The organism is Arthrobacter sp. NA-172, assembly GCF_043952055.1.
Classification (GTDB): Bacteria; Actinomycetota; Actinomycetes; order Actinomycetales; family Micrococcaceae; genus Arthrobacter.
Window position 1 is genome coordinate 948,482 of sequence record NZ_JBINOT010000003.1, and the last position, 26,310, is coordinate 974,791.

Below are 26,310 nucleotides of genomic sequence, written 5' to 3' on the forward strand. Positions count from 1 at the left end.
TGTGAATGCTGGGGGTCAGCATCCGTGCCGACCCCCAGCATTTCTCTTGAACGCATCAGGAAGTGCCCATGATCAGTGAAGTAATTCCCACCCTTCTCCACGCCGTTCCAACAGACGACACGTGGATCAGCTTCGACGTAAATTCCTTTGTCCAAAACTTTTGGAGTTCCACCTTTGACGGCCTGACCTTCGGGGCGATTTACGCATTGGTGGCCCTCGGCTATACCCTCGTCTACGGTGTTCTCAACCTCATCAACTTTGCCCACTCCGAAGTCTTTATCGTGGGCTGCTACGGGGTGTTCTTCACCCTCAGCGCCCTCAATTTTGGCCCATCCGCCCCAAGACTTGCATTCTGGGCCATTGTGGGAAACCTTGTCCTCGCACTCATCGTGGCGGTTATTGCCTCAGCATTGATGGCCGTGATCGTGGAACGGGTGGCTTATAAACCTTTGCGTCAGCGCAAAGCGCCTCGCCTGGCATTCCTGATTACCGCCATCGGTGTTTCCTTCGCCATTCAGTACACCATCTACTGGTGGCGCGGTCCCAGCCCCGAAGCAGCGCTGACGATGTTCCGGCCGGCAGCAATATTCGACGTCTTCGGGACAATTGTTGATTCGCAGCAGGTTGTCATTGTCATCGCCGCGATTATCCTGATGATCGCCACCGACCAGTTCATTAGGCGTTCCCGGACCGGCCGAGGCATCCGTGCTGTCGCGCAGGACCCTGACACCGCAACCTTGATGGGGGTCAACAAGGAAAAGATCATCGTGACCACCTTCATTATCGGCGGTATTTTGGCTGGCGCGGCTGCATTGTTCTACGTCATGAAAATCCCTTCAGGTGTGCAGTACAACGGCGGATTCATCCTGGGCGTCAAGGCCTTTGCGGCCGCTGTGCTCGGCGGAATCGGCAACGTGCGCGGCGCCTTGCTGGGTGGCCTTCTGATCGGTTTGATTGGAAACTACGGCCAGGTGCTCTTGGGCAGTTCGCAGTGGACGGACGTTGTAGCCTTCGTGGTCCTGGTGTTGGTGTTGATTGTGCGGCCCGAAGGTATCTTGGGTAGCTCGCTAGGAAAGAGCAAGGCATGAGTACTACAGACGGCCCCACCCTTATTCCGGACGACGCATCGGCTCAGGTAATCGCTGATCGTGAAGCCAAGATGCGGCGACGTAAAAGCTGGTTCCCTGGGCTCGGCGACAAATGGAATGCGCTCCCGCGGCAAACTCAGTGGCTGATCCTCATTGTTGTGGTTGTCATTGCGTACTTGCTCCCGATTCTCAACCCGCCGTTGATCACCACGGAGCCGGGTAACAACTGGCAAATTGCGCTCGCCCAGATGTCCGTCTATGCGCTGGTTGCCGTTGGCCTGAACGTGGTGGTTGGCTACGCCGGCCTGCTGGACCTGGGATATGTGGCATTCTTCGCGTTGGGTTCCTACACCGCCGCAATGTTTACCAGCCCCGACTCGCCGTATGTGCACATTCCCTATCTGTGGACCCTTCCGCTGGCGATGGCAGTCACCATGTTCTTTGGCGTGCTGCTGGGTGTGCCAACGCTCCGCCTGCGCGGGGACTACCTGGCCATCGTCACCCTCGGCTTTGGCGAAATCGTGCGCATTTTGGCAACCATCATTCCGGCGATGAAAGGCCAGGTTGGTTTCCAGAATGTCGGACACCCTCCGGGAACGGATTCAACAGGCCAACCAATCTTCCTGAACTCCAACGGAACTCCGTGGTACTGGTTCACGCTGACCATCATCATTGTGGTGCTTCTGGCTGCCGGAAACTTGGAACGCAGCCGTGTGGGGCGCGCGTGGATTGCTATCCGTGAGGATGAAGACGCAGCGGAAATCATGGGTGTTCCGACGTTCAAGTACAAAGTGTGGGCTTTCGCGATTGGTGCTTCCGTTGGCGGACTCTCGGGTGCTTTGTTCGCCGGCCAGGTAGGTTTTGTCAACAACCAGAAGTTTGATATCGCCACCTCGATTTTGTTCGTCGCGGCTGTTGTCATGGGCGGCACCGGAAACAAGGTCGGCGCGATTCTTGGTGGTTCACTGGTGGCATATATTCCGCTCCGTTTCACCGCGATTGCAGAGTTCAAGTATCTGATCTTTGGTGCGGCGTTGGTGATCATCATGATCTTCCGGCCCGGGGGACTCCTCCCGGCACGTCAGAGCCTGCTTGCGTACGGCCGGTTGGCGTATAACAAGATCAAGGGCGCAGTGAGCAGTAGCCCAGCTTCCAGCCAACTAGCCACGGAACCTGGGAAGGGGGCCGGCAATGACTGAAGCGGTTGAACCGGAGATTGACGTTGACGCGCTCAAGGAACAGGGCGTGGACCTTGAGGTTGCCGAGAAAGTGGCGCCTGAGAGGGACATTGTCACCAAAGTGGGTGAAGCCTTGGTCCAGGTGCAGGACCTCACTGTTAAGTTTGGTGGCCTGGTCGCCTTGGATAATGTCACATTTGATATCAACCGAGGTGAAATCCTGGGGTTGATCGGCCCTAACGGTGCTGGCAAGACCACCTGTTTCAACGCCATGACAGGAGTGTACAAACCAACGTCGGGAAAGGTGATGCTGGAAGGCCAGTTGCTCAACGGACTGCCGCAGCACAAGATCACCAGGCGTGGTTTGGCCCGGACTTTCCAGAACATCCGCCTTTTTGGTGAGATGACAGCCTTGGAAAATGTTGTTGTTGGTCTCGACGCACGTCACCGCACGAGCGTCGGCGGAGCACTCCTGCGCCTGCCGACCCATGTCCGGGAAGAGAAAACGGCCATTGAGCGGGGCATGGCGTTGCTTGAGTTCGTGGGCATCGCCGATCATGCGCACTTCTTATCGCGGCACCTGCCTTACGGGTACCAGCGTCGCCTGGAAATTGCACGGGCACTTGCCACGGACCCCAAGGTCCTCTGCCTGGATGAGCCCGCAGCAGGGTTCAACCCAGCAGAAAAAGAAGAGCTCATGGCCCTTATCCGGACCATCCGTGACGACGGCTACACGGTCTTGCTCATTGAGCACGACATGAAGCTGGTCATGGGCGTGACCGATCGGATCGTCGTCCTGGAATTCGGGAAAAAGATTGCGGATGCGGAACCGAGGATTATTCGCGACGACCCGAAAGTAATTTCCGCCTATCTCGGGGAGCCTGAAGATGACATTGCTTGAGCTGAAGAACATATCCGTCCACTACGGCCGGATCCAAGCCATTTCCGACATGTCCTTCAGTGTTGAAGAGGGCGAAATCGTCTCGCTCATCGGCGCGAATGGAGCTGGTAAAACTACCACCATGAGGACCATCTCGGGATTGCTGAGCCCATCAACCGGCTCAATCACATTCGAGGGTGAGGACATCACCCGGATGAAAGCGCACATCCGGGTTGTCAGGGTATTTCCCAGGCACCTGAGGGGCGCGGCATCTTCCCTGGTATGACGGTGATGGAGAACTTGGATATGGGTTCCTACGGCCGTAATGACAGGACCAAGGTGGCGGCCGACTTGGAGCGCGTGTTCGACCTGTTTCCACGTCTGAAGGAGCGCATCAAGCAGTTTGGCGGGACCATGAGCGGTGGCGAACAGCAGATGCTCGCGATTGGCCGGGCGCTGATGTCCAACCCCAAGCTGCTGCTGCTGGATGAACCGTCCATGGGGCTCGCGCCGCAGTTCATTCGCCAGATCTTCAAGATTGTCACCGAGATCAACAAGCAGGGCACCACGGTGCTTCTTGTGGAGCAAAACGCCAACCAGGCTCTCGCCCGTGCCCACCGTGCATTCGTCCTTGAGACAGGGTCGATTACGCACCGAGGCACCGGCAAGGAACTGCTCGCAAACCCGGCGGTCAAGGAAGCGTACCTCGGCGTCGGATAGCTGTACCGGCCGGCACCCTCAACGCAAGTGGGGGTGCCGGCGTCGGCGGTCATGGAACTTTCGCTGCAGACCAAGCGTGGGAATTGGTAGCGTGAACTATCACTTCGCACCCACAGCAAGAAGGACACACACCATGGCACTCGGAGGCAACCCGATCTTCAACGGAAAGAATTTCCGTGGAGCAACACAGGCCCCGCCCATCCCCCGCTACTCACAGGGCCAAAACCAGTACGGCCAGCCCCAGTACGGCCAGCCTGCCTGGGCGGCGCAGCCGCAGATGAGCAGCGATCAGCTGCAGCAGATGTACAACCAGCCCTCAGCCGGTCCCGTAGAGACCGGCCGCATGACGTTCGACGACGTCATCGTCAAGACTGCCGCCTGCCTCGCCGTGCTGCTGCTTGGTGCAGCGGTCACGTTGTTCGTGGCCCCGGGAACGGCCAACCTCCTCATGGTGGTCGGCGCGTTGGGCGGCTTTGTGTTGGCCTTGGTCAACACGTTCAAGAAGCAGCCGTCGCCTGCTCTGATCCTCAGCTATGCCGGCCTTGAGGGCTTGTTCCTCGGCGGCCTGACGCGGCTGCTGGACGGTTTGTACCCGGGCGTCGGCCTGCAGGCCGTAATCGGTACGCTTGCAGTATTCGGCGTGACCCTGGTGCTCTTCAAGAGCGGCAAAGTGCGCGCCACTCCCAAGGCTGTCCGCTTCTTCATGATCGCCACGGTCGGCTACCTCGTCTTCGCAGTGATCAACATGCTCATGATGTGGACGGGTGCTGTTGACTCGCCGTTCGGCCTCCGCAGCAGCGTCCACATCTTCGGCATTCCGTTGGGTGTCTTCATCGGGATCCTCGCGATTGGGCTTGCCGCCTTCTCTCTGGTCATGGACTTCACGACCATCGAGCAGGGCGTCCGTCAGGGTGCCCCGCAAAAATACTCCTGGACGGCCGCTTTCGGCCTGACGGTCACCCTCGTGTGGCTTTACGTGGAGATCATCCGCCTGCTGGCGATCCTGCGCGGCGACGACTGACGCTATCCGGAGTTTGTGTACAGGTCATGCCCCTTAAACGTCGGTTTAGGGGGCATTACCTGTACACAAACTCCTCGGAAGGCTAGGAAAGCCGTTCGAAAACCACAGCCATGCCCTGGCCGCCGCCGACGCACAAGGTGGCCAGGCCCAGGGTGCCGTCGCGTTCGCGGAGGCCATTGAGCAAGGTGGTGGTCATCCGGGCACCTGTCATGCCGAAAGGATGGCCGAGGGCGATTGCGCCACCATGAACGTTGAGCTTGTCCGGATCGATCCCCAGTTCGCGGGCACTCGCCACCACTTGGACAGCGAAGGCTTCGTTGAGTTCCACAAGGTCGATGTCCGCCATGCTCAGTCCGGCCAAGGCCAGCGCCAGGCGGGAGGACTCCACGGGCCCCATGCCCATGAGTTCGGGGGACAGCGCGCTGACGCCGGTCGAGACAATCCGGGCCAGCGGTTCGAGGCCCAGTTCCCTTGCCCTGGAATCACTCATGACGACGACGGCGGCGGCACCGTCATTGAGCGGGCACGCGTTGCCGGCGGTGACGGTTCCTTCCTTGCGGAACACCGGTTGCAAAGCGCCGACTGCTTCCAGGGTGACGCCGGCACGCGGTGAATCGTCGCGATCCACCACAGTGCCGTCCTTGCGGGTGTATGGCGTAATTTCCCGGGCGTAGAAACCGGACGCAATGGCAGTTTCGGCCCGGTTCTGGCTCTGGACCGCCCACTGATCCTGCTCCTCCCGGCTGATCCCATGGCTGGTGGCCACGTTCTCCGCAGTCTGTCCCATGGCGATATAGACGTCCGGCATCCGTCCGCCCAGGCGGGGATCCGTCCACGGTGTATTGGACGCGGCCCGGGCGGCGGTGCGGGCCTGTGCGGGGCGGAACAGGGGGTTGTGGAGGCTCGTGTCTGTCTCCCCGGCGCCCGCCCAATTCTGGTAGCGCGAAACCGACTCGACGCCGGCAGAGACGAAGGCGTGGCCCTCTCCGGCTGTGATGGCGTGGAATGCCATCCGGAGGGTCTGCAGGCTCGAGGCACAGAACCGGTTGATCGTGGCAGCGGGGACGGTGTCCAGTCCAGCCAGGGATCGTCACCACCCGCGCCATGTTCGAGCCAGCTTCACCACTGGGCTCTGCGCAGCCAAGGTAAAGGTCATCGAGGCCGCGGCCGTCCAGTGCTCCGGGATCAAAAGCCGGAATCTTCGCCAGCGCGGCAGTCACCATCGCCGCCGCGAGGTCATCGGGACGTTCGTCCTTGAGAGACCCTTTGAAGGCCCGTCCAATGGGGCTTCTGGCGGTGGAAACAATGACAGCGTCAGCCATGACCCCAGCTTACGCCGGGCATTGCTTGCTCAATCCGGCGAACGCTGCCGGTGGCGTCGACGTCAGGCGAGGCGTGTGGCCCCGGCAGCCGGGGTCACGGTGAAGATGTCCGGCGTCGTGAATCCGGCCGCTTCGAAGGCGCGTACGACGGCGTCGCGCACTTCCTGCTCATGGCCCACCGGGGTGAGGGCGATGGCTGAGCCGCCGAATCCGCCACCCGTCATACGGGCGCCGATGGCGCCATGGGCGCGGGAGGTTTCCACCGCCAGGTCCAGTTCAGGGCACGAGATCTCGAAGTCATCCCGCATGGACACATGGCTCGCATCAAGGAGCGGGCCGATGTGGGCCGGCCCGTCGGTCGTGAGCCGCTCCACTGCCTGCAGCACACGGTCATTTTCGGTGACAATGTGCCGTACCCGGCGGAAGGTAGTGCTGTCCAACAGCCCGCTGGCTTCCTCCAAGTCGCCGATGCCGACGTCGCGAAGGGCGGTGACCCCCAGGACCTGGGCACCCAGTTCGCACGACTCCCGGCGGGAGGCATAGCCGCCGTCGGTATGCGAATGGGAGACCTTGGTGTCGATGACCAGCAGGACGAGGCCTGCTTCCTCGGCGTCGAACGGGACCAACTGAACGCTCTGGTCGCGGCAGTCCAGGAAGACGGCATGGCCTTTGGACCCGCGAAGCGACGCCGACTGGTCCATGATTCCAGTGGGAGCACCGACGAAGTCGTTTTCGGCACTCTGGGTCGCGAGGACCATGTCTTCGGCGCGCAATCCCGCGCCGGTGAGGTCGTTGAGTGCCGAGATGACGGCGCATTCGATGGCGTGCGAGGAGGACAGCCCTGCGCCGAGCGGGACATCGGAATCCATGAGCAGATCGAAGCCCGGAATCTGGATCCCGCGCTCTTGCAGGGCCCAGGCCACGCCGAGGGGATACTTCGTCCAGCCCTTGGCGGATTCGGGGGCCAGTGTGGTCACGTCGGCCTCCACGAGGCCTTGGCCCCCGAACGTGGACAGCAGCCGGATGCGGGAATCGTCGCGGACCCGGACCGCAACCTTCGCCGTCTTGTCGATCGCGAAGGGCAGCACGAAGCCCTCGTTGTAATCGGTGTGTTCGCCAATCAGGTTCACGCGCCCCGGAGCCTGCCACACGCCGTCGGGGGCTGAACCGAAGATCGACTCGAACTGCCCGGTTAGGGCACTCAGCGCAGGGGCGTCGGGCGTGGAGGTCATGCTGTGGCCCCTTCCGGGATGGCTCGTGGGGAATCGCTGGCGACGGCGCGAAGCCGCTCGGCCACCGATTCGGGGGTGGTGTCGTTGATGAAGGCTCCCATCGCGGCCTCTGAACCGGCAAGGTATTTGAGTTTGTCGGCGGCGCGGCGCGGGGAGGTGAGCTGGAGATGCAGGTGGCCGGACGGGCGCAGGGCCGCATCCAGGGCGGCCTGGTGCCACGCGGAAATGTAGGGCGTGGGCGTTGGGTACAGTGCGTCCATGCGCTTGAGTAGCTCCAGGTAGACGTGGGCGAGTTCGTCGCGCTCTTCGCCGCTCAAGGCGGCAAGGTCCGGAACTTGCCTGTGCGGTACGAGGTGAACCTCCAGCGGCCAACGCGCGGCGAAGGGTACGTAGCCGCTGAAGTGCCCGGCCTCCAGAACCATGCGGCTGCCATCCTGCCGTTCGGCCTTGAGGATTGACGACGTCAGCGATTCCCGGCCTTTTGAGTCGTCGAAATGCCGGCCGGCAGCAGCGCCGAGCCTTGCCGCGCGGGGCGTGACGTAGGGGTACGCGTAGATCTGTCCGTGCGGGTGGTGGAGCGTTACTCCGATGTCCGCGCCGCGGTTCTCGAACGGAAAAACCTGCTGGATTCCCGGAAGCGCGCTGAGGGCCTCAGTCCTGTGCGCCCACGCCTCGATCACGGTGCGTGCCCTGGCTTCGCCAAGTTCAGCGAAGGATCCAGTGTGGCTTGGGGTAAACGAGACCACTTCGCAGCGGCCATAGGCGGGGCCAGCGGTACCCCACGCGGGTGTACCGGGGATCGTGCCGACGGCCGGTCCGAGTGAGGGGAAGCGGTTCTCGAAAACCACGACGTCGTAGTCCGGCGCAGGGATTTCGGACGGGTTCGCCGGGGTGGTGGGGCAGATCGGGCACTGGTCCGCGGGTGGCAGATGCGTGCGGCTTTGCCGGTGGGCCGCGACCGCGACCCACTCGCCGGCCAGCGCGTCATAGCGCAGCTCGCCCGGGTCGGCGCGTGGCGGCAAATCCCGGTGATCCGTCAGCGACGCGGCTTCGCGCTCCGGTGACCCGGCGTCGTCGAAATAGATCAGCTCCCGACCATCGGCGAGGCGTGTGCTGGTAAGGCGAGTCATGGATTCATGGTGTCATAGAGTGCTCAAAAAGACAAAATATCTAACAAAAAAGAACATTAAGCGACGTGGCCACGTATCGTCCGGGGGATCCGAGAATCGCCCAGGGGATGCAGTACGGTGGTGCCATGCCTCCCACCACACCGTTTTCCGCGCCCGGCGACGGGACCATATCCCGCCGTTTCGCCAGTGGCCGCCAGTTCGAGATCCGCCGAGGTGACGCGCTCGCCGTCGTCACCGAGCTTGCCGCCGGCTTGCGCCTGTTCAGCCGCGACGGCGTCCAGCTCACCGAGAGCTACGGTGACGGGCAGCTTCCACCCGGCGCCACTGGAATCACCTTGGCACCGTGGGCCAACCGGATCGAGGACGGGGTTTGGTACCTCGACGGCAAGAAGCAGCAACTGGACATCACCGAAGTGTCCCGCAACAATGCCAGCCACGGACTGCTGCGAAACTCGTCCTATGCCCTTGTGGAGGAAGACGAGTTTTCCGTGACCCTGGAAGCCGTAATCTTCCCGCAGCATGGCTACCCCTTCCTGGCCCGCCACCAAGTCCGGTACGGGATAGACGCCGAGCTTGCGTTGCGGGTCTCCCAGACGTTCATCAATGACTCGGCGGCTCCCGCGCCGTTCGTGCTGGGGGCCCACCCATATTTGCGCGTGGGCGACGTTCCGCCCGAAGAGACAGTCCTGACTGTCCACGCAGGCACCAGGCTCATTGCCGACGGGCGGCTCATACCGCGCAGTTCGGCGGTAGTCGAGGGTGAATTCGATTTTGGCGCCGGCCGCGCTGTCGGCACGCTGAACGTCGACGTAGGGTTCACGGACTTGGAGTTCGACGGCGGCGTCGCCCGCCACACACTGTCGGCGCCCGATGGCCGGAGCGTTTCCCTGGAGCAGGACGAAAACTGTGCCTACGTCCATGTCTTCGTCACGGATACCTTCCCGGGCCGCTCAAAAGCCGTCGCCATCGAGCCTATGACCGGTCCGGCGAACGCCTTCAACTCCGGGGATGGCCTCAGGTGGCTTGAACCGGGCGAGAGCTTCACCATGACGTGGGGAATTGTGGGCGCGCTGTAATCAGGTTTCCAATCCGGCACTCCCTACGGAATTATGGGTGAATGACGCCAGAACAGGACGCCGCACCAGCAGTTGCCCCCGTTTCGGCCGGTCTTAAGCCGGTCTCGGAGCACCCCATTGCGCAGGACATTCCGTACGGAGTCCGGATTGCGTCCGCCTGGGCTTGGCGGGTGGGACTCATCATGGTGGTTGTCGGGGGCGTTATTTGGCTGTTGGGGAAGGTCAGCTTCCTCATCATTCCGCTTATGGTGGCAGCGCTTCTGTCCGGCTTGCTCTACCCGGTCACTGTATGGCTCAGGAAGCTCAAGATGCCCCAAGGAGTGGCTGTCGCCATCACGGTGCTGGGGTTCCTCACAGTCATTGCGGGAGCTTTGGCTTTGGTCGGCAGGCAACTGGCCGTGGGGTTCGGCGAACTGTGGCAGGAAGCGCTCGCCGGGATCCAGCAAATCCAGACCTGGCTCGCCGAGGGGCCACTCCATCTGACAGCGGCCCAGATCGACAAATACGTCCAGGACGCCACCGCAGCCTTGCAGAACAACAGCAGCAGCATTCTCAGCGGCGCCCTGTCGTTTGGCAGCACCGCCGGGCACTTTGCCGCGGGCATGGTCCTGGCCCTCTTCATCCTCATCTTCTTCCTTCTCGAAGGGTCCAGGATCTGGCGGTTCCTTGTCGGGCTCTTGCCGCGCACCGCGCGGGCAGCCGCGGACGGCGCCGGACGGCGCGGTTGGTCGTCCATGGTCAGCTATGTGCGCATCCAGATGTTCGTGGCTTTCGTGGACGCGGTGGGCATCGGCGTCGGCGCGGCGATCATCCAGGTTCCCCTCGCCTTGCCCTTGGGAGTCCTGGTGTTCATCGGTTCATTCATCCCCGTGGTTGGTGCCCTCGTGACGGGAGCCATCGCCGTACTCCTGGCCTTGGTGGCCAACGGGCCCGTCAACGCGCTCATCATGCTGGCCATTGTGCTTTTCGTGCAGCAGTTGGAAAGCCATATCCTCCAGCCGCTCATCATGGGCAAAGCCGTGTCACTGCACCCTGTTGCCGTGATCTTGTCCGTCGCCGCTGGTTCCTACCTTGCCGGAATCCCGGGGCGCTCTTTGCCGTTCCGTTGCTCGCCGTAGTAAATACGGCGGTTCGCTATATTGCCGCCCGGACGTGGGAACATGATGAAGGACTGACGACGGCGCAGGCGCTCGTGGGGGATGGGACCAGGGGATCCGGTGCGGACCCGACTATCAAGGAAATCCACCTTCCCGGCGCCCTGGCCGGAGTGCGGTCCAACCAAGGCAAAGGTGCCGCCGGTCAGCAAACGGCCGCGGAGCGGACATCCCCAAGGATGCCGCAGGCCACACCAACAAAGGAGAATAACCCGTGAATACCCTCGATACACTGCCCGTCACGCTGGACGATGTCCTTAAGGCGCGGGAGCTGCTCGAGGGCATTATTACCAAGACCCCTATCGAGTCCTCACGGGCCCTGGGTGCAATGGTGGGCGGCGAAGTCTTCTTCAAATGCGAGAACCTCCAGCGGGCCGGTTCCTTCAAGGTCCGCGGCGCCTATGTGCGGATGTCACGCCTTTCTCCTGAGGAAAAGAAGCGCGGCGTCGTCGCGGCTTCAGCAGGTAACCACGCGCAAGGCGTGGCAGTGGCGGCGAAAAGCCTGGGAATCAACGCACGCATTTACATGCCGCTCGGCGTGGCACTGCCGAAGCTGGCGGCCACCCGGAGCCACGGCGCAGAGGTAATCCTGCATGGGCACAACGTTGATGAGGCCCTGGCGGAAGCCCAACGCTACGCGAATGAGACGGGCGCAGTCTTCGTCCATCCCTTCGACAACGTCGACGTCGTGGCCGGTCAGGGCACAGTCGGCTTGGAAATCCTTGACCAGATCCCCAACGTGGACACTGTCCTCATGGGCGTGGGTGGTGGTGGCCTCCTGGCCGGGGTCGCCGTCGCGATCAAAGCCCGGGCCAGGGAGCTGGGACGGGAGATCCGGATCATCGGCGTGCAGGCCGAGAACGCCGCTGCCTACCCGCCGTCGCTGGCAGCGGATGCTCTGGTGCCGCTCAAGAAGGTTTCCACCATGGCGGACGGCATCGCCGTCGGGCGCCCCGGCCAGCTGCCGTTCAGCATCATCCGCGAGCTCGTGGACGACGTCGTGACCGTGAGTGAAGACTCCTTGGCCCGTGCGCTCATCTTCCTGCTGGAGCGCGCCAAGATGGTGGTCGAGCCGGCTGGTGCTGTTGGCGTCGCTGCGCTCATGGACGGCAAGATCGAAAACCCGGGAACCACTGCGGTCATCCTCTCCGGTGGCAACATCGACCCCATGCTGATGCTCAAGGTGATCCAGCGCGGCCTCTCAGCGGCTGGACGCTACATGACTGTGCGCATGATGCTGGATGACCGGCCCGGTTCCTTGGCCACCATCGCCCGCATCATCGCCGAAAACGATGCCAACGTGACCGGTCTGGACCACACCCGGGTGGGCGGCGCAATCAGCATGGGCGACGTCTCCATCACGGTCAACCTGGAAACCAAGGGCCATGAGCACAGTGAGCAGGTCCTGGCAGCCCTCCGCGCCGAAGGCTTCCACCCGATCGTGGTGCACTGACCGGCGGACGCAAAACGCCGGCCCTCCCGCGAAGGGGAGGGCCGGCGTCGTTGGTCTTGCAGAGCTGCTTTTCGCGCTGTTAGCCGGAGAACGGCTTGGCGGAAACGATCTCCACCGGGATTTCCTTGCCGTTGGGGGCGACGTAACTGATCTTGTCGCCTTCCTTGTGGCCCATGATCGCCACGCCGAGCGGGGACTTCTCACTGAAGACGTTGAGATCGGAATCTCCGGCGATTTCGCGGGAACCGAGCAGGAAGGTCTCTTCGTCACCGGCGATGCGAGCGACAACGACCATGCCCTGCTCGACGATTCCGTCATCGGCCGGAGCTTCGCCTACCTGAGCATCGCGCAGTAGCACGGTGAGCTGGCGGATGCGGGCCTCGATCTTGCCCTGCTCTTCCTTTGCGGCGTGGTAGCCGCCGTTTTCCTTGAGGTCGCCTTCTTGGCGGGCGGCTTCGATCTTCTGCACGATGTCCGCACGGCCCGGGCCGGAAAGGTGGTCCAGCTCTGCCTTCAGGCGGTCAAATGCGTCCTGGGTAAGCCAAGCTGCAGGTGCGCTGTTGGTGGTCGACACGGACTTCTCCTTATGGATCTGACATGCAAAGACCCCGCCGGTGCAGGCCACTCGTGGAACTCAGTAACCAACTCAGCGGGGTAAAGGTATTGATCCATTGTAGTCAATCCTGTGGACAAACCCAAGCTCGCTGAGGCGCGCGTCACACCTTTGTTATTTACTGTTGTCGACAATCCAGCAGTTATCCACGACAGCGGACACGGCCTCGGACTCGGTAAGCAGGACTGTTCTCTGGCTGGTTGTCTGACCGCCGTCGGCGCCGGCTTTGGGGTCATTCGGGCCGATCTGAACCACTTTCCACCCCACCACGGCGAACTTGGAGTCCATGGCCTTGACGGCACACTTCGCAGTTGCGTCAGGGGATTTGGTGACCTGGAAATCGACCTCGGACTGGGTGGCGTCCGTGGCGCTGTATCCGAGGTCTTTGAAGGAGACAGATGACTGCGCGGATGACGTAACAAACCACGCCAGGAGCCCGATCGCCACGATGAGCGCGGCGATCACCACGTTGCGTCTTGTTTTCCCTTTGAAGGCGCGCTTTTGGCTGCCGTAGCGATTGGCTAGGCTGGTACTTGCCGGCAGCGCCGTGACCGAGGGGTCTTCCGAACTCACCCACCTAGTTTAGTGGGCTTCCGGAACCGTGTTGCACACGGTCGTTGCAGTCCGGCAATACCAGGCAGCAGCAAGCAGTCAGCTAACTCCAGCAGAGCATTACCCCGGAAAGAGGAACCGCACCGGATGAGCACATCCACTTCTCCCGACACCCAGCTCCGGCTGCTCGCCGTCCACGCGCACCCGGACGACGAGTCAAGCAAGGGCGCGGCAACCATGGCGATGTACGCGGCTTCAGGCGTCGAGGTCCGTGGTGGCCACGTGCACAGACGGTTCCCGGGGCGACATCCAGAATCCCGCCATGGAATCCGCGCCGCACCCGAAGCGGGACATGGCGGGCGCACGTCGCCTTGAAATGAAGAATGCGGCTGCAGTGCTGGGAGTCCAGCAGCGCTGGTTGGGTTTCGTGGATTCCGGACTGCCCGACGGCGATCCGTTGCCACCCCTGCCCGCCGGCTGCTTTGCGCTTCAGCCCCTTGAGCGGGCGGCGGCGCCGCTCGTCCGCTTGATCCGCGACTTCAAGCCGCACGTCGTGGTGAGCTACGACGAGAACGGCGGCTACCCGCATCCGGACCACATCATGGCCCACAAGGTTGCCGTCGAGGCATTCCACGCTGCCGGAGACCCGGAGCGCTACCCCGGGACGGGCGAAAGCTGGGCGCCCAGCAAGCTGTACTACGATCGCGCCTTTAGCCCCGACCGTTTCCGCGCCTTGCATTTCGCACTCGAAGAGGCAGGCCTGCAATCGCCTTATGCCGAACGCCTGGCTTCCTGGCTTGAAGCCGACGCGGAAGGACATACTCCACCCAGGCCGATGCATCAGACCACTACGCAGGTGGATTGCGGTGACTACTTTGAGGCCCGTGACGACGCACTCCGGGCCCACCGAACCCAGGTCTGATCCGCTCGGCTTCTTTTTCGCGGTATCCCCGGAGATGCAGCGGAGGGCCTGGCCGTGGGAGGACTACACGCTCATCCACTCCCGGATCCCGGCCGAACTGCCGGAAAAGGACCTGTTCGCAGGGCTAAGATAGGATCGCCGGCGTTTTCTATCACGCGTAGAAATCGCCAACCGGCTGGAAACTCCCATAGAAGGTTTGAACCGTGCACCACTTGCTCATCGCCCTGGCCACGACCCCGTCGCCTACCCCGACCCCGTCGCTGCGCCCCGGCTTGTCGGAAGACCAGGTGACCCCTGGAGCCTGGGGCTTCGTCCTGACGGCCTTCATCGTGGTGCTCACGACCTTCTTGATCGTGGACATGGTCCGCCGGATCCGGCGGGTCCGCTACCGCGCCCAGGTTGAAGAAGCGCAGCTGGGCACCGAGTCCGGTGACGCTGACGGCGTCGTCTCGGGCAGGCCGAGTGCGGAAGACTCCGATGGCGATTCCGGCGCCGGAGCCCGCTGACCAAGGCACCACCCGGAACTGGCCGGGGGCATCAAACGCCCTCGGCTCCGAACCGTCTGCCTATTTGCGCCAGCACGCGCGCAACCCGGTGCATTGGCGTCCTTTCGGGGACGAGGCCTTTGCTTTTGCCGCGGCCCGCGATGTTCCCGTCTTCCTCTCCATTGGCTACGCAGCGTGCCACTGGTGCCATGTCATGGCCCACGAGTCCTTCGAGGACCAGGATGCCGCCGACTACTTGAACGCCAACTTCGTCGCCGTCAAAGTGGACCGCGAAGAACGCCCGGACGTGGATTCGGCCTACATGGCAGCCACCCAGGCCATCAGCGGCGAGGGCGGTTGGCCGATGTCCGTTTTCCTGACTCCAGAGGGCCTGGCCTTCCATGCGGGCACCTATTTCCCGCCCGTGCCCCAACCCGGCCGGCCGTCCTTCCGCCAAGTGCTTGAAGCGGTCCATGAGGCGTGGCTGGAACGCCGGGACGCCGTCGAGCAGAACGCCCGTCGGCTCGCCGTCGGCATGGCCGATGCCCAGCTCGCTGCGGCGGTGTTCCTGGACGGATCGCCCGGCATCGTGGACAAAGGCCTGCTGTCGGAAGCGGTGCGCCTTCTCGCCCGTTCCGAGGACCACGACGGCGGTGGTTTCGGTGGCGCGCCCAAGTTCCCGCCGTCGGCCGTGCTGGAGTTCCTGATTCGGCATGCCGCCATGCCCTCGGACACGTCCGACGCCGCCCGCGACATGGCTGGGCGCGCGCTCGCCGCCATGGCCCGTTCCGCTTTGCGCGACCAGCTCGACGGCGGCTTCGCCCGGTACTCCGTCAGCGCCGATTGGTCGGTGCCGCATTTCGAGAAGATGCTTTACGACAATGCCCAGCTTCTCCGCGCCTACGTCCACTGGGTCCGGTTGCGCGGCGACTGGGTCTTGCCGGTTGCTGAGGCTGCAGACGTGGCATCACGGGTGGCCGACTGGATGCTGGGGTCCCTGGGCGTGGCCAATCCCGCTACTCCGGACGGACTTGCCTCATCGCTCGACGCCGACACTGTAGTGGACGGAGTTCATCACGAAGGAGCGACCTACCTGTGGACCCCCGCGAGCCTCGCCGCCGCGCTTGGCCCGGAGGATGGCGCGGCTGTGGCAGGGCTGATGAACGTGGGGCCGTCCGGGACGGTCTCTGAGCTTGGATCTCCGCTCCATCCCGGGCGCAAGCTATCCGGTGCGGAATCGCGGTTGTGGAACCGTGTCGGACCCGTCTTGCGCGCCGCTCGCTCTGCGCGTCCCCAGCCGGCCCGGGATGACAAAGTAGTTGCCGGGTGGAACGGCCTCGCCATCGCCGCACTTGCAGAAGCCGGAGCTGTCCTCGACAGGTCGGAATTGATTGACGCCGCGGGAAGCGTGGCCGAGTACCTGGTGCGCGTGCACTGGCGCGCGGCGCCGGACCCCGGCGCGCCCGACTCCGGCGCGACCGTACCCGGCGCGTCCCGCTCCGGCGCCCACGTGCTGATCCGGGTCTCGCACGACGGCGTCGCCCGGGGGATCACCGGCCTCTTGGAGGACTACGCTTTTTGTGCCGAGGGCTTCCTGGCCCTTTACGCGGTGACCGGTCACCGGCGCTGGTACAGGTTCGCGGAAGAACTGATCAGCGGAGCTTGTACACGCTTCGTGGTGGACGGCAGGTTGTCGGACTCGGTAGGGGAGTCGGCCCAGGTGTTCAACGCGCAGGGGCAGCATGCTGGACTGGACCCCTTCGACAACGCGGCTCCGAGCGGGGCAGCGGCTTTCGCGGGAGCTCTCCTGAGTTACGCGGCGTATTCGGGTTCGCATGTGCACAGGACCATGGCGGGCAACATTCTGTCCCTGCTGCCGCCGATAGCCGTGCGGGCGCCAAGGGTGGCGGGATGGCTGCTGGCGACCGCCCAGGCAGCTGTGGCTGGCCCGGTAGAGGCGGCCGTATCCGGGCCGGCGGGTCCGCAGCAGCGGGAACTCCACCGTGCTCTCCTGGCCTCTTCGAACCCCGGGATTGTGGTGGCCGTCCAGGGGGGCGAAGCTGCTGAACAAGCCGCCGACGACGGCGCGCTGCCGAGTAACGCCGTCGAGGAGCCGGAGGTGCCTCTACTCGAGGCCCGCACGGCTGCCGCGGACGGCTCGCCGCAGGTGTATTTGTGCCGGGAGATGGTCTGCGACTTGCCGCTTGGCTCGGTCGAAGAGCTGGTGCAACGCCTTGCGGCCATGGCGGAGGGCTAGCCCCGCACAGGTCGGCCATGGCGGAGGGCTAGCCCCGCACAGGTCGGCCATGGCGGAGGGCTAGCCCCGCAGGCTAGCTCAGCACAGCGATCATGATCGCGATGAAATGCGCCGCGAAGGCCAGAACCGTGAAGGCATGAAAGAGTTCGTGGAAACCGAAGTTCACCGGGCTGAAGTTGGGCTTCTTGATTCCATAGAAAACAGCCCCGGCGATGTAGAGCGCCCCGCCCACACAGATCAGGACCGCGGATGGAACGTTTGCCGCGAAGAATTCCGGCAAATAGAACAAAGCGCCGCAGCCCAGGGCGATGTAGATGGGCACGTAGAGCCAGCGGGGAGCACCGGTCCAGAGGACCCGGAACAGCACTCCGGCTAAGGCGCCGGACCAGATGACCCACAGCAACACCACGGCCTCGGGCCGCTCCAGCAGTGACCATGCGAGGGGTGTGTAGCTGCCCGCGATCACCAACATGATGTTGGTGTGGTCCAGGCGCTTGAGGACCATTCTGACTTTCGGCTCCCAATTGCCGCGATGGTAGACCGCGGACACGCCAAACAGGAGTATGCCGGTGAGGGCATAGATGGCTGAGGCGATCTTGCGGTCCGCCGTAGGGGCCAAAACCACGAGGACGATCCCTGCTGCGACAGCGAACGGCGTGGCCACAGCGTGTATCCAGCCGCGCCACCTTGGCTTGATTGTGAGCAGCTCCGACATCGTTCAAGCGTACCCCGCGCCCGGATAAGTTACTGCTGAGTAATAGGCTTGGGCGTCGAATGACAAGGCTCCGGTGTGCCGACCGCCCGGCTTGGGAAGGTAGCCTTGGTGATGCACCTACGGCAGCAGTCCGGAGGTGCGGACGGTTGTTTTCCTGGGGGTGGGTTCCCCGCCCGGCCAGCCGCCGTCGTCGTTCTCAATGCTTTTCCGTTGCCGTTCAAAGGGAGTCAGGTGAGTGTCCGGATGGAGTGGCCCGGCTTCCTCTACGGCTTCTACGAGCGCAAACTGCTCCGTTCGCTCGAGCAGGAGAAGATCCCGCGGCACATCGGCGTCATGGTGGATGGCAACCGCCGGTGGGCACGGCAATTCAACGCCCCCACGGCGGAAGGCCATCAGGCCGGCGCGGACAAGATCCACGAGTTCCTTGGCTGGTGCCAGACGCTCGGGGTCAAAGTGGTCACGCTGTACATGCTCTCGACCGACAACATGAACCGTTCCAGCGAAGAGCTCGAACTGCTGATGGGCATCATCGCCAACACCCTGGACCGGCTGGACGAGGATGCCGACATTTCGGTCCATGCCATGGGTGCGCCGGAACTCCTGCCGGATTACCTCGCCGAGCGTCTCACCAAGCTCACCGCCCGGACCCCCATCCGCGAACGGCTGCACGTCAACGTGGCCGTTGGCTATGGCGGGCGGCGCGAAATCGTTGACGCCGTGCGGGAACTGCTGCACGACGCCGTCGCTCACGGCCGCGACATGAGCGCGGTAGCCGACGAACTTTCAGTGGACGACATCTCACGCTTCCTGTACACGCGTGGCCAGCCTGACCCTGATCTGGTGATCCGCACGTCAGGCGAGCAGCGCCTGTCCGGTTTCCTGATGTGGCAGAGCGCATATAGCGAGTTCTACTTTTGCGAAGCACTCTGGCCCGCGTTCCGCAAGATCGACTTCCTGCGGGCACTGCGGGACTACGCAGGCCGCCAGCGCCGCTTCGGTACCTGACCGGAATTTTTTCGGTGAGCCCCCGTTTACGGGAAGTTCACATTTGGCTACACGAATCGCCGTTTGGGGTCACCGGAAATGTAATGGCACGGGAATACGTTAATCCCATCAGCAGGCAAACCGCCGGCTGATCGGGGAGGCCAGTAGATGGAGCGAATCATCGCACCAGTTACGAGGGGGCCGCGCCCGGCCTTCAGGCCGAGCCGCCTCACGAATAAGCCGGGTGTAAGCCCGGGGCTGGAGTCGATGTGGCTATTTCTGAGCAACTGCCCGTAGTCGTTTCCGACGGGGAAAGTTCAGCTACCTCTCGCACCAAGCGGGCCAACGGTGGGCGGACTTCCAAGTCCAATACCCCGGTTGGCCGAAGCTATGTGATTGACACTTCCGTGTTGCTCTCCGATCCGCACGCGCTGTTGCGCTTCGCTGAGCACGAAGTCATTGTCCCGATCGTGGTCATCACCGAATTGGAAGGGAAACGGCACGATCCCGAGTTGGGCTACTTCGCCCGAAAAGCCCTCAGGCTCCTGGACGACCTCCGCATTGAGCATGGCGGGTTGAACCAGCCCATCCCGATCGGATCCGACGGTGGCACGCTCCGGGTGGAGATGAACCATGTCTCCACCGAGGTACTTCCCGCAGGATTCCGGGGGGCGGACAACGACAGCCGCATTCTCGCCGTCGCCAAGAACCTCTCCAACGAAGGCCACAACGTCACGGTCGTCTCCAAAGACCTCCCGATGCGCGTCAAAGCCTCCGCCATGGGGCTGTTCGCGGACGAGTACCGCAACGAACTCGTCAAGGACTCCGGGTGGACCGGCATGGCGGAGATCGAAGCCAACGAGGAAGAAATCAACACCTTGTACGGCCACGAACCGGTTTTCATCCCGGCGGCGGCCGAACTGCCGGTCAACACCGGCCTGGTGCTGCTTTCGAACCGGGGTTCCGCCCTGGGCCGTGTGGGCGCGGACAAACAGGTTCGGCTGGTTAAAGGGGATCGCGATGTCTTCGGACTGCACGGCCGCTCGGCTGAGCAGCGGCTTGCCATCGATCTGCTGATGGACCCCAGCGTCGGAATCGTCTCGATCGGCGGGCGGGCCGGTACCGGAAAGTCCGCCCTTGCCCTGTGTGCCGGACTCGAAGCAGTCCTGGAACGCCGGGAACACCGTAAAGTGATCGTTTTCCGGCCCCTCTATGCGGTGGGTGGACAGGAACTTGGCTACCTGCCCGGTTCCGAGGCAGAGAAGATGAACCCCTGGGCGCAGGCGGTCTTCGACACCCTCGGTGCACTCGTGAGCCAGGAAGTCGTGGAAGAAGTCATGGATCGCGGCATGCTCGAAGTCATGCCGCTGACCCACATCCGCGGACGCTCCCTTCACGACGCCTTCGTGATCGTGGACGAGGCCCAGTCGCTCGAAAAGAACGTGCTCCTTACCGTCATGAGCCGTATCGGCCAGAACTCCAAGATCGTTCTGACCCACGACGTGGCGCAGCGGGATAACCTCCGTGTCGGACGGCACGACGGCGTTGCCGCCGTCGTCGAGACCCTCAAGGGGCACCCGCTGTTCGGCCACATCACTCTGACCCGCTCTGAGCGCTCACCGATCGCGGCACTCGTGACGGAACTGCTCGAAGGGGCGGAGATCTAAGCAGCTCCATTTCAGCCGAGGGTCGTGGCCGGGTTCGCCGGGTCACGGCCCTCCGCCGATCCTCATGCCTTTCCGGCCCGGCGCTCGGGTTTCCTGCCGATGCTCGCTCAAGTATGTCGGGTTTCCTGCCGACGTTCGCTCACATACCTAGGAACTTGGCTGTGGGCTCGTGGCCCTCTACCTTTAGCTTCCAGTCCGGTCTGATGAAGGCTTCCGGAGTGAGTCGAACGCGTTGGACTTCCACGACGTCGGTGTCCCATTGGTCGCGATAACTGCCGTTGAACTCATAGCCGAGGCTGGTGGATACACCCAGGGATTGCTTGTTCCACATGGCAGCTTCCGATATCGCCAATTCTGCGTTCAGGTAGTCGAAGACATAACTGAGGGCGGCCGCGCGCATCTCCTTGCCGAGGCCTTGGCCTTGTGCGCCTTTCTTGAGCCAGGAGCCGGTGGAGACGGTCTTCAACGATGCGAAGTTCTTTGCCTCAACATCCTGGCAGCCAAGGAACTCGTCGTTGTGCCAGATGCCGAGGAGGAGCGTCCATGATTCCGGAGTCATTCCCGCACGGCAGCGCCAGTACCATCGGGCCATGTTGGCACCCAACTCATCTTCGGGCAGTTCCGTCCAGGCGTTCCGGAAGGGCGATTTCCCGGGCTCGTGGATGCCACTGAGGGCGGCCCGGACCGCTGCGGGGATGTCAGCGTCCTGGATAGGGCGCAACTTCAAGCGGGGTGTGGCCAGGGTGAGACCGAAAAGGGGCCAGATCGCACTTAGCTCGTTCATTCGGGAAGCCTAACTGACGGGGTCGGGAAGCTTGTCATCTGTCGACCCGGGCCACCGGATAGGTGAGCGGGGGTTTGGTGGGGGCCCTTCCGGCGGACGCCCTCTCACCTTTGGGGGCCGATATCCCAGCTGATGTGCTTCCGGACGTCCGTGAGATTCATGGATTCGGCGAGGAACAGATCGTCCAGCATGTATTCGTCCACCCCGAGGATTCGCATCCAGTGGCCCTGGCCTGTGGTGTCGCCGTCGAGCGACTGGCTGGAAACGCACACCCCGGTCCCCGAATCCACCCGCAACAGGGTGCGTCCGGGAAAACAGAGTGGCGTTGCCGAGTCAGACGCAACGTAGCTGTGACCCGGCGTCGCGATGGTTTCCAGTGCCGGACGCCCCTCGTGATCTACCTCCCGGATGGGACCGAGAGCCACCCGGTTGGACTCCGGAAACTCAATGGGCACCGGCGCATTTCCGGCGATTTCCACGGGATCCAATGCAGCCGCTAGCCTTCCGTTGCCGAAGGAGGGCTCACCGTAGGCCGCCTCGGGACGTCGACGGACCAGGCGTTGAGAGTCGTACACGGGGGTCACGAGATGTGCCGGCAACAGCCAGGACTTGCGCTTCGAACCCAGATAGAGCCCGTCCCGGGAGTCGTTGATGCCGGTGGTGCTGTGCAGCAGCATGCCGTCCGGGGTTTCGAGCCGAAGCGCTCCCGGGCGACGCAGCCAAGCGCGGACCGTGTCCGGAGTGTTGCCGCGCCGGTCCTGGTACTCAAACCTCAGGCTGGTCCATTTCCAAGGGGATGAACGGCAGAGATTTCGGAATGTGGAGGACATGTCGGCGTCCGGACTGCCTTGGATTTCTGCACTGTAGCGCCCCATATCCACAGTCTAAACGGCGTGACGGGCGCGGGTTTGAGAAAACCGATAGCATCCGAGAGTGATCCGACGACTCGGCGAATTGTGGGGGACCAGCTTCCCGGCCTTCTGGCTGCTCCTGGCGGCATGCGTGTACTTTGCGATCATGGCTGCCCGGCTGACAGTCATTGACGTCCGCCACCACCTGTTGCCCAACCGGATCGTGTTCCCCTCATACGCCATCGCAGGCGTGTTGCTGCTCGGCGCGGCTATCGCCGTCGCCGTCTCGGTCGGCTCGTCCGGGAATCCGTCCGGCGGCTCCGCAGTGAACGCGCCCGACGGCGGTGCTTCCTTCCTGGGCGTGCCGGCCTTGGGAATCGTGGCCGGGGGAGCTGTGCTGTGGCTTTTCTATTTCGTCTTGCGTTTGGTGTACCCGCCCGGGATGGGTTTTGGCGACGTGAAACTGGCCGGGGTTCTCGGCTTGTACCTTGGCTATCTAGGCTGGGCCCATGTGTTCGCCGGAACGTTCGCCGCGTTCCTCTTCGGAGGGCTGTGGAGTCTCGGGGTCCTGGCGGCCCGGCGAGGGACGCTGAAGTCGTCAATACCATTTGGCCCGTTCATGCTCGCCGGTGCCGCTGCGGCGATGCTTGCCCTGCCTGCCTGAGCGGAGCTGCGTGAACGTTGAGCCCCATGTGCGGGCTGAACAGCCCGAACAATGCTGTCATTCGGGCAGTGGCGGTGGGATACTCGCCGTACTGGTGGTCCGATCCGGAGCGGAGGCATTGCAGTGGCGGTCCCGGAATTCATCGTGAACATCCGCGAGAAAATCGGCAATGACCCGCTGTGGCTGCCCGGGGTGCGCGGGGTGGTCCTGGACGACGAGAACCGCGTCCTCCTGTGCCAACGGAGCGACAACGGCCGTTGGACGTTGATCACGGGAATGCTGGAACCGGGGGAGCATCCGGCTCCCGGCCTGATCCGGGAAATCTTTGAGGAGACCGCCGTCGTTGCCGAAACGGAGCGAATCCTGGCTGTTGGTGCGATCGGCCCGGTCACTTATCCCAACGGGGACGTCTGCGACTTTCTGGATATTGCCTTCAAATGCCGCTATGTCTCCGGAGAGGCACGAGTCAACGACGACGAGTCAATCGCCGTCGGTTGGTTTGCCCTCGACGAGTTGCCCGACATCAGCGCGGGCCACCGCGAAACCATCCGGCTTGCCCTGGAACCGGGCTCCGCCGTCGCCTATCAGCGCGATTGACGGGCCACGAGAATCGCGCGGGCGGCGAAGAGGCAAGAGGCGACGCCACAGGCAATCGCGCCGGCCACTGTCCACCACTCGCCCCGGGCGAAGGCCATGGAGACGGCCAGCAGGCCGAAAAGCACTGCTCCCAGGCCCCACCGGACGGCTGGGCTGATGTTCGCGGATTCCTCGGGCTCTGAACTCATGGTTCAAGCCTAGGCCAGACGCCACTGGACCCGACGCCACAGGGCCAGACGCCACTGGACCAGACGCCACAGGGCCAGACGCCACCGGACCAGCCGCCACTGGGCCAGACGCCACTGGGGCGCCGCAACCCCCGAGGATTGCGGCGCCCCAGTTTGGCGGCCCGGCGGCCCAGTGGACATGCCCTGCTTTGCATCCGGGCACTGGGCATATTCCTCATATGTCCTCTGGTCCGAGCCAAGGCCGGGCATGTCCCGGGCTGGGGTCAGCGTCTGGCGAGCTCGCCGTCGTCGTTCACGCTGTCAGCAGCAGGCACTTCAGCCGGCACGTCATCCGGCACAGCAGCGGGCGCGTCAGCCTGGACGGCCCCAGCGCCCTCAGTAGCCCCGCCAGCGCGCTCGGCTTCGAGTCGTTCCGCCTCCGCGCCGCCGACGGCCTCGCCCCTGGCCACCATCCCGGCGGTGTCGGAGAGTGGGATCTGCTTCAGGGTGATGGCGAGCAGCAGTGCAACCGCGATGAACGGGATCAGGTACCAGAACACCGGTGCCAACGAGTCGGCATAGGCGTTGATGATGGCGTCCTTGATCTGGGCAGGCAGCTGGGCAAGCGTCTGCGGATCGAGCTTGCTGGTGGACTGCGAAGCCTGTGCGGCAGAAGCGCCGGCTCCCGTGAAGGCTTTGGTGAGGGACTCGGCCAGCCGCGTCGTGAAGATCGAGCCGAAGACGGCAACCCCCAGGGAAGCCCCGACCTCGCGGAAGTAGTTGTTGGTGCTTGTCGCCGTGCCGATCTGCTCGGGCGGAACCGCGTTCTGTACCACCAACACGATGACCTGCATGATCAGGCCAAGACCGGCACCGAAGATGAACAATTGGATGCAGATGACCCAGATGGGTGTTGCCGCGGTGAGGGTGGTGAGCCACAGCATGGCGAGGACGGTGAGGGACGCTCCGAGGATCGGGAACATCTTGTACTTGCCGGTCTTGGAGATGCGGATACCGGAGTAGATGGAGGTGCCCATGAGCCCGACCATCATCGGCAGCGTCAGCAGCCCGGAGACGGCGGCTGAGGTACCGGAGGACATCTGCAGGAACGTCGGGACGAAGGCGATGGCGGCGAACATGCCCAAACCAAGGGTGAAGCCAATAGCCGTTGCGTTGATGAAGATACGGTTCTTGAACAGGCTCAACGGAATGATGGGGTCTTCGGCCTTGCGCTCCACGAGGACGAAAAGGAAGGCAGCAAGCACCATGCCGGCGCCGAATGCCCAAGTGAGCGGAGAATCCCACCCCTGGTCCTTCTTGCCGCCGAAGTCCGTGAAGAAGATCAGGCAGGCCGTGGCCGCGGACAGCAGCAGCACCCCCAGGATATCGATGCGCTTTTCGGCCTTCTTGTTCGGCAGGGTGAGCGTGAACCAAGCAATGGCGAACGCCGCGATCCCGATGGGGATGTTGATGTAGAAGGCCCATTCCCACGTCAGGTGATCGACGAAGAAGCCGCCCAGAAGCGGGCCTGCAACAGCGGAGAGGCCGAAGATGGCGCCCAAGGGACCCATGTACTTGCCGCGTTCCTTGGCTGGAACGATGTCGGCGATGATGGCCTGGGACAGGATCATGAGGCCGCCGCCGCCGAGTCCCTGGATGGCGCGGAAGATCACGAAGCCCCAGAAATCGGTGGCGAAGGCACAACCAATGGATGCTGCCGTGAACAGGCCGATGGCGATGAGGAACAGATTGCGTCGGCCCAGGATGTCGCCGAACTTGCCGTAGATGGGCATGACAATGGTGGTGGCCAGCAGGTAGGCGGTGGTGATCCAGGCCTGGTTCTCCACTCCGCCGAGCTTGCCGACGATGGTGGGCATGGCCGTGGACACAATGGTCTGATCCAGGCTGGAGAGCAGCATTCCGGCGATCAACGCCGAGAAAATGATCCAGATCCGTCTCTGGGTCAGGAGCAGCGGTTCGGCTGCCTTCGAAAGAGTACTCACAGTTGGTCCTTCTGGGGTTCGGCGGGGTTGGTGTCCAGCGGCTGGGCGAAAAGCGTGCGCGCTGCGTTGAGGTTTTGGTCCAGCAGTTCGCGGTAGGGGCGGGTGTTCTCCTCGGAAAAGAACTGTTGGCTCGTCTTCTTGGTGACGGCGCCGAAGACTGCCGCGGCCATGACGATCCCTGGGTGGTCAGCGGTGAGGCCTTCGCGTGCGGCGATGAGCCCGGCGAACTGGCGCTCGCGGACTTCGCCTTCAAGGGTCAGCCTGCCGAGGAGCTGCGGCTCGGCCGTGACGGCCGCGATGAGCTGGCGGATCTCGGCCGGGCTGACGGTGGACCGCTCAAGGACTGCCAGGGTGAACTGGCGCAGGGCCGATAGCAACGTGCCGGAGATTGTGCCGGTGGCACTGGCAGGATTGCGGCTGAACGCCTCAAGGGCGTCTTCCGGTAGCTCGTCCGAGAACGAGCCGATGACCGCATCTTCCTTGGTGTGGAAGTAGTTGAAGAACGTCCGACGGGAAATGCCCGCTTGCTCGCAGGCTTCCTCCACGGTGAAACCGTTGAGGCCACGCTGGGCCGTCAGGGACCGCGCGACGGCGGAGATCGCCGCGCGGGTCTGGGCTCGCTTGCGCTCCCGGAGCCCGCCTTCATTAGTTGCACTATCATTCACAAAGTAAAGTTTTGCACTCTTTCATCAAAAGTGCAAAAAGCTTGAGAGTTTGTGTACATGTCGTGTCCCTTAATCCGCGGCTTAAGGGACACGACATGTACACAAACTCGAGGGCGAGACGACGGCGGCG

The 26,310-nt window shown here is 63.3% G+C and carries 23 protein-coding genes and 3 pseudogenes; 15 read left to right on the forward strand and 11 right to left on the reverse strand.

The features are described from left to right. Nucleotides 1–68: 68 nt before the first annotated feature. The 5 genes and pseudogenes from ACF0H6_RS18555 to ACF0H6_RS18575 all read left to right on the forward strand — a co-directional run bounded on the left by ACF0H6_RS18555 (nt 69) and on the right by ACF0H6_RS18575 (nt 4,887). Complete coding sequence (locus ACF0H6_RS18555) at nt 69–1,088, forward strand: branched-chain amino acid ABC transporter permease (protein ID WP_395250946.1); 1,020 nt, start codon at nt 69–71, stop codon at nt 1,086–1,088. After that, nucleotides 1,085–2,287, forward strand: a complete 1,203-nt coding sequence (locus ACF0H6_RS18560) for a branched-chain amino acid ABC transporter permease (RefSeq protein WP_395250947.1) — start codon at nt 1,085–1,087, stop codon at nt 2,285–2,287. Before ACF0H6_RS18555 ends, ACF0H6_RS18560 begins: the two co-directional genes overlap by 4 nt. Then, a complete protein-coding gene (locus tag ACF0H6_RS18565; RefSeq protein ID WP_395250948.1) occupies nt 2,280–3,167 on the forward strand; it encodes an ABC transporter ATP-binding protein in 888 nt (295 codons plus the stop codon). The genes ACF0H6_RS18560 and ACF0H6_RS18565 overlap by 8 nt, the downstream gene beginning before the upstream one ends. Continuing rightward, nucleotides 3,160–3,866 (forward strand): annotated as a pseudogene (locus tag ACF0H6_RS18570) (ABC transporter ATP-binding protein). The gene ACF0H6_RS18565 and the pseudogene ACF0H6_RS18570 overlap by 8 nt, the downstream one beginning before the upstream one ends. Nucleotides 3,867–3,999: 133 nt before the next feature. Next, on the forward strand, nt 4,000–4,887 hold the full coding sequence (locus ACF0H6_RS18575) for a Bax inhibitor-1/YccA family protein (protein ID WP_395250949.1): 888 nt from the start codon (nt 4,000–4,002) through the stop codon (nt 4,885–4,887). An 82-nt stretch (nt 4,888–4,969) separates the two neighbouring features. On the opposite strand, the pseudogene ACF0H6_RS18580 reads toward ACF0H6_RS18575, so the two are convergent. From ACF0H6_RS18580 to galT, 3 genes and pseudogenes are all read right to left on the reverse strand, one after another. Next, nucleotides 4,970–6,209 (reverse strand): annotated as a pseudogene (locus tag ACF0H6_RS18580) (acetyl-CoA C-acetyltransferase). Nucleotides 6,210–6,271: 62 nt separating this feature from the next. Further along, nucleotides 6,272–7,441 (reverse strand): galactokinase, encoded by a 1,170-nt coding sequence (gene galK, locus ACF0H6_RS18585; RefSeq protein ID WP_395250950.1) that lies wholly within the window; start codon nt 7,439–7,441, stop codon nt 6,272–6,274. Continuing rightward, nucleotides 7,438–8,571 carry a galactose-1-phosphate uridylyltransferase gene (gene galT, locus ACF0H6_RS18590; RefSeq protein ID WP_395250951.1) on the reverse strand — a complete coding sequence of 378 codons (1,134 nt, stop codon included), beginning with the start codon at nt 8,569–8,571 and terminating at the stop codon, nt 7,438–7,440. The genes galK and galT overlap by 4 nt, the downstream gene beginning before the upstream one ends. 125 nt (nt 8,572–8,696) lie before the next feature. Here galT and ACF0H6_RS18595 point away from each other — a divergent pair, with 125 nt between their 5' ends. The 3 genes from ACF0H6_RS18595 to ilvA all read left to right on the forward strand — a co-directional run bounded on the left by ACF0H6_RS18595 (nt 8,697) and on the right by ilvA (nt 12,254). Continuing rightward, nucleotides 8,697–9,647: an aldose 1-epimerase family protein gene (locus tag ACF0H6_RS18595; protein ID WP_395250952.1), complete on the forward strand. Its 951-nt coding sequence runs from the start codon at nt 8,697–8,699 to the stop codon at nt 9,645–9,647. 41 nt (nt 9,648–9,688) lie between these two features. Then, a complete protein-coding gene (locus ACF0H6_RS18600) occupies nt 9,689–10,765 on the forward strand; it encodes an AI-2E family transporter (RefSeq protein WP_395250953.1) in 1,077 nt (358 codons plus the stop codon). Between the two features lie 250 nt (nt 10,766–11,015). Beyond that, the gene (gene ilvA / locus ACF0H6_RS18605) at nt 11,016–12,254 is read left to right on the forward strand and encodes a threonine ammonia-lyase (protein WP_395250954.1); all 1,239 of its coding nucleotides are present in this window, start codon (nt 11,016–11,018) and stop codon (nt 12,252–12,254) included. A gap of 79 nt (nt 12,255–12,333) precedes the next feature. Here the strand turns inward: ilvA and greA are convergent, their stop codons facing one another. Together greA and ACF0H6_RS18615 are read right to left on the reverse strand one after the other, a co-directional pair. Continuing rightward, entirely contained in the window at nt 12,334–12,828 is a 495-nt protein-coding gene (gene greA, locus ACF0H6_RS18610) for a transcription elongation factor GreA (RefSeq protein ID WP_395250955.1), read from the reverse strand. Nucleotides 12,829–12,981: 153 nt separating this feature from the next. Further along, nucleotides 12,982–13,440: a DUF4307 domain-containing protein gene (locus tag ACF0H6_RS18615; RefSeq protein ID WP_395250956.1), complete on the reverse strand. Its 459-nt coding sequence runs from the start codon at nt 13,438–13,440 to the stop codon at nt 12,982–12,984. A 126-nt stretch (nt 13,441–13,566) separates the two neighbouring features. On the opposite strand from ACF0H6_RS18615, the pseudogene mca reads away from it, so the two are divergent. The 3 genes and pseudogenes from mca (at nt 13,567) to ACF0H6_RS18630 (ending at nt 17,083) form a co-directional block, all read left to right on the forward strand. Beyond that, nucleotides 13,567–14,474: pseudogene (gene mca / locus ACF0H6_RS18620) on the forward strand (mycothiol conjugate amidase Mca). 70 nt (nt 14,475–14,544) lie between these two features. Further along, a complete protein-coding gene (locus ACF0H6_RS18625) occupies nt 14,545–14,847 on the forward strand; it encodes a hypothetical protein (protein WP_395250957.1) in 303 nt (100 codons plus the stop codon). Continuing rightward, on the forward strand, nt 14,819–17,083 hold the full coding sequence (locus ACF0H6_RS18630) for a thioredoxin domain-containing protein (RefSeq protein WP_395250958.1): 2,265 nt from the start codon (nt 14,819–14,821) through the stop codon (nt 17,081–17,083). Before ACF0H6_RS18625 ends, ACF0H6_RS18630 begins: the two co-directional genes overlap by 29 nt. Before the next feature lie 73 nt (nt 17,084–17,156). On the opposite strand, the gene ACF0H6_RS18635 is transcribed toward ACF0H6_RS18630, so the two are convergent. After that, entirely contained in the window at nt 17,157–17,798 is a 642-nt protein-coding gene (locus ACF0H6_RS18635) for a hemolysin III family protein (RefSeq protein WP_395250959.1), read from the reverse strand. A 243-nt stretch (nt 17,799–18,041) separates the two neighbouring features. On the opposite strand from ACF0H6_RS18635, the gene ACF0H6_RS18640 reads away from it, so the two are divergent. Then, the gene (locus tag ACF0H6_RS18640; RefSeq protein ID WP_395250960.1) at nt 18,042–18,803 is read left to right on the forward strand and encodes an isoprenyl transferase; all 762 of its coding nucleotides are present in this window, start codon (nt 18,042–18,044) and stop codon (nt 18,801–18,803) included. Between the two features lie 371 nt (nt 18,804–19,174). Next, entirely contained in the window at nt 19,175–20,449 is a 1,275-nt protein-coding gene (locus tag ACF0H6_RS18645) for a PhoH family protein (RefSeq protein WP_395251361.1), read from the forward strand. 139 nt (nt 20,450–20,588) lie between these two features. Here ACF0H6_RS18645 and ACF0H6_RS18650 read toward each other — a convergent pair whose 3' ends face one another. Together ACF0H6_RS18650 and ACF0H6_RS18655 are read right to left on the reverse strand one after the other, a co-directional pair. Continuing rightward, nucleotides 20,589–21,233, reverse strand: coding sequence for a GNAT family N-acetyltransferase (locus ACF0H6_RS18650; protein WP_395250961.1), 645 nt, complete (start codon nt 21,231–21,233; stop codon nt 20,589–20,591). A gap of 104 nt (nt 21,234–21,337) precedes the next feature. Continuing rightward, nucleotides 21,338–22,108 (reverse strand): hypothetical protein, encoded by a 771-nt coding sequence (locus ACF0H6_RS18655; protein WP_395250962.1) that lies wholly within the window; start codon nt 22,106–22,108, stop codon nt 21,338–21,340. 58 nt (nt 22,109–22,166) lie between these two features. On the opposite strand from ACF0H6_RS18655, the gene ACF0H6_RS18660 reads away from it, so the two are divergent. Continuing rightward, nucleotides 22,167–22,748, forward strand: a complete 582-nt coding sequence (locus tag ACF0H6_RS18660) for a prepilin peptidase (protein ID WP_395250963.1) — start codon at nt 22,167–22,169, stop codon at nt 22,746–22,748. Nucleotides 22,749–22,871: 123 nt separating this feature from the next. After that, nucleotides 22,872–23,345, forward strand: a complete 474-nt coding sequence (locus ACF0H6_RS18665) for an NUDIX hydrolase (protein ID WP_395250964.1) — start codon at nt 22,872–22,874, stop codon at nt 23,343–23,345. Here the strand turns inward: ACF0H6_RS18665 and ACF0H6_RS18670 are convergent. The 3 genes from ACF0H6_RS18670 to ACF0H6_RS18680 form a co-directional block, all read right to left on the reverse strand. Beyond that, entirely contained in the window at nt 23,333–23,533 is a 201-nt protein-coding gene (locus ACF0H6_RS18670) for a hypothetical protein (protein WP_395250965.1), read from the reverse strand. The two genes, ACF0H6_RS18665 and ACF0H6_RS18670, sit on opposite strands and share 13 nt — an antisense overlap. Nucleotides 23,534–23,796: 263 nt before the next feature. Further along, nucleotides 23,797–25,515 (reverse strand): MDR family MFS transporter, encoded by a 1,719-nt coding sequence (locus ACF0H6_RS18675; protein WP_395250966.1) that lies wholly within the window; start codon nt 25,513–25,515, stop codon nt 23,797–23,799. Beyond that, nucleotides 25,512–26,180, reverse strand: coding sequence for a TetR/AcrR family transcriptional regulator (locus ACF0H6_RS18680; RefSeq protein WP_395250967.1), 669 nt, complete (start codon nt 26,178–26,180; stop codon nt 25,512–25,514). The genes ACF0H6_RS18675 and ACF0H6_RS18680 overlap by 4 nt, the downstream gene beginning before the upstream one ends. Nucleotides 26,181–26,310: the final 130 nt, after the last annotated feature.

Excerpts from the sequence above, each read along its gene's own strand:
- galK (WP_395250950.1), bottom strand. The coding sequence starts at position 7,441 with ATGACCTCCACGCCCGACGCCCCTGCGCTGAGTGCCCTAACCGGGCAG.
- ACF0H6_RS18630 (WP_395250958.1), top strand. The coding sequence starts at position 14,819 with ATGGCGATTCCGGCGCCGGAGCCCGCTGACCAAGGCACCACCCGGAAC.
- ACF0H6_RS18670 (WP_395250965.1), bottom strand. The coding sequence starts at position 23,533 with ATGAGTTCAGAGCCCGAGGAATCCGCGAACATCAGCCCAGCCGTCCGG.
- ACF0H6_RS18655 (WP_395250962.1), bottom strand. The coding sequence starts at position 22,108 with ATGGGGCGCTACAGTGCAGAAATCCAAGGCAGTCCGGACGCCGACATG.
- ACF0H6_RS18650 (WP_395250961.1), bottom strand. The coding sequence starts at position 21,233 with ATGAACGAGCTAAGTGCGATCTGGCCCCTTTTCGGTCTCACCCTGGCC.
- ACF0H6_RS18600 (WP_395250953.1), top strand. The coding sequence starts at position 9,689 with ATGACGCCAGAACAGGACGCCGCACCAGCAGTTGCCCCCGTTTCGGCC.
- ACF0H6_RS18640 (WP_395250960.1), top strand. The coding sequence starts at position 18,042 with ATGGAGTGGCCCGGCTTCCTCTACGGCTTCTACGAGCGCAAACTGCTC.
- ACF0H6_RS18575 (WP_395250949.1), top strand. The coding sequence starts at position 4,000 with ATGGCACTCGGAGGCAACCCGATCTTCAACGGAAAGAATTTCCGTGGA.
- ACF0H6_RS18560 (WP_395250947.1), top strand. The coding sequence starts at position 1,085 with ATGAGTACTACAGACGGCCCCACCCTTATTCCGGACGACGCATCGGCT.
- ACF0H6_RS18595 (WP_395250952.1), top strand. The coding sequence starts at position 8,697 with ATGCCTCCCACCACACCGTTTTCCGCGCCCGGCGACGGGACCATATCC.
- ACF0H6_RS18565 (WP_395250948.1), top strand. The coding sequence starts at position 2,280 with ATGACTGAAGCGGTTGAACCGGAGATTGACGTTGACGCGCTCAAGGAA.
- ACF0H6_RS18555 (WP_395250946.1), top strand. The coding sequence starts at position 69 with ATGATCAGTGAAGTAATTCCCACCCTTCTCCACGCCGTTCCAACAGAC.
- galT (WP_395250951.1), bottom strand. The coding sequence starts at position 8,571 with ATGACTCGCCTTACCAGCACACGCCTCGCCGATGGTCGGGAGCTGATC.
- ACF0H6_RS18635 (WP_395250959.1), bottom strand. The coding sequence starts at position 17,798 with ATGTCGGAGCTGCTCACAATCAAGCCAAGGTGGCGCGGCTGGATACAC.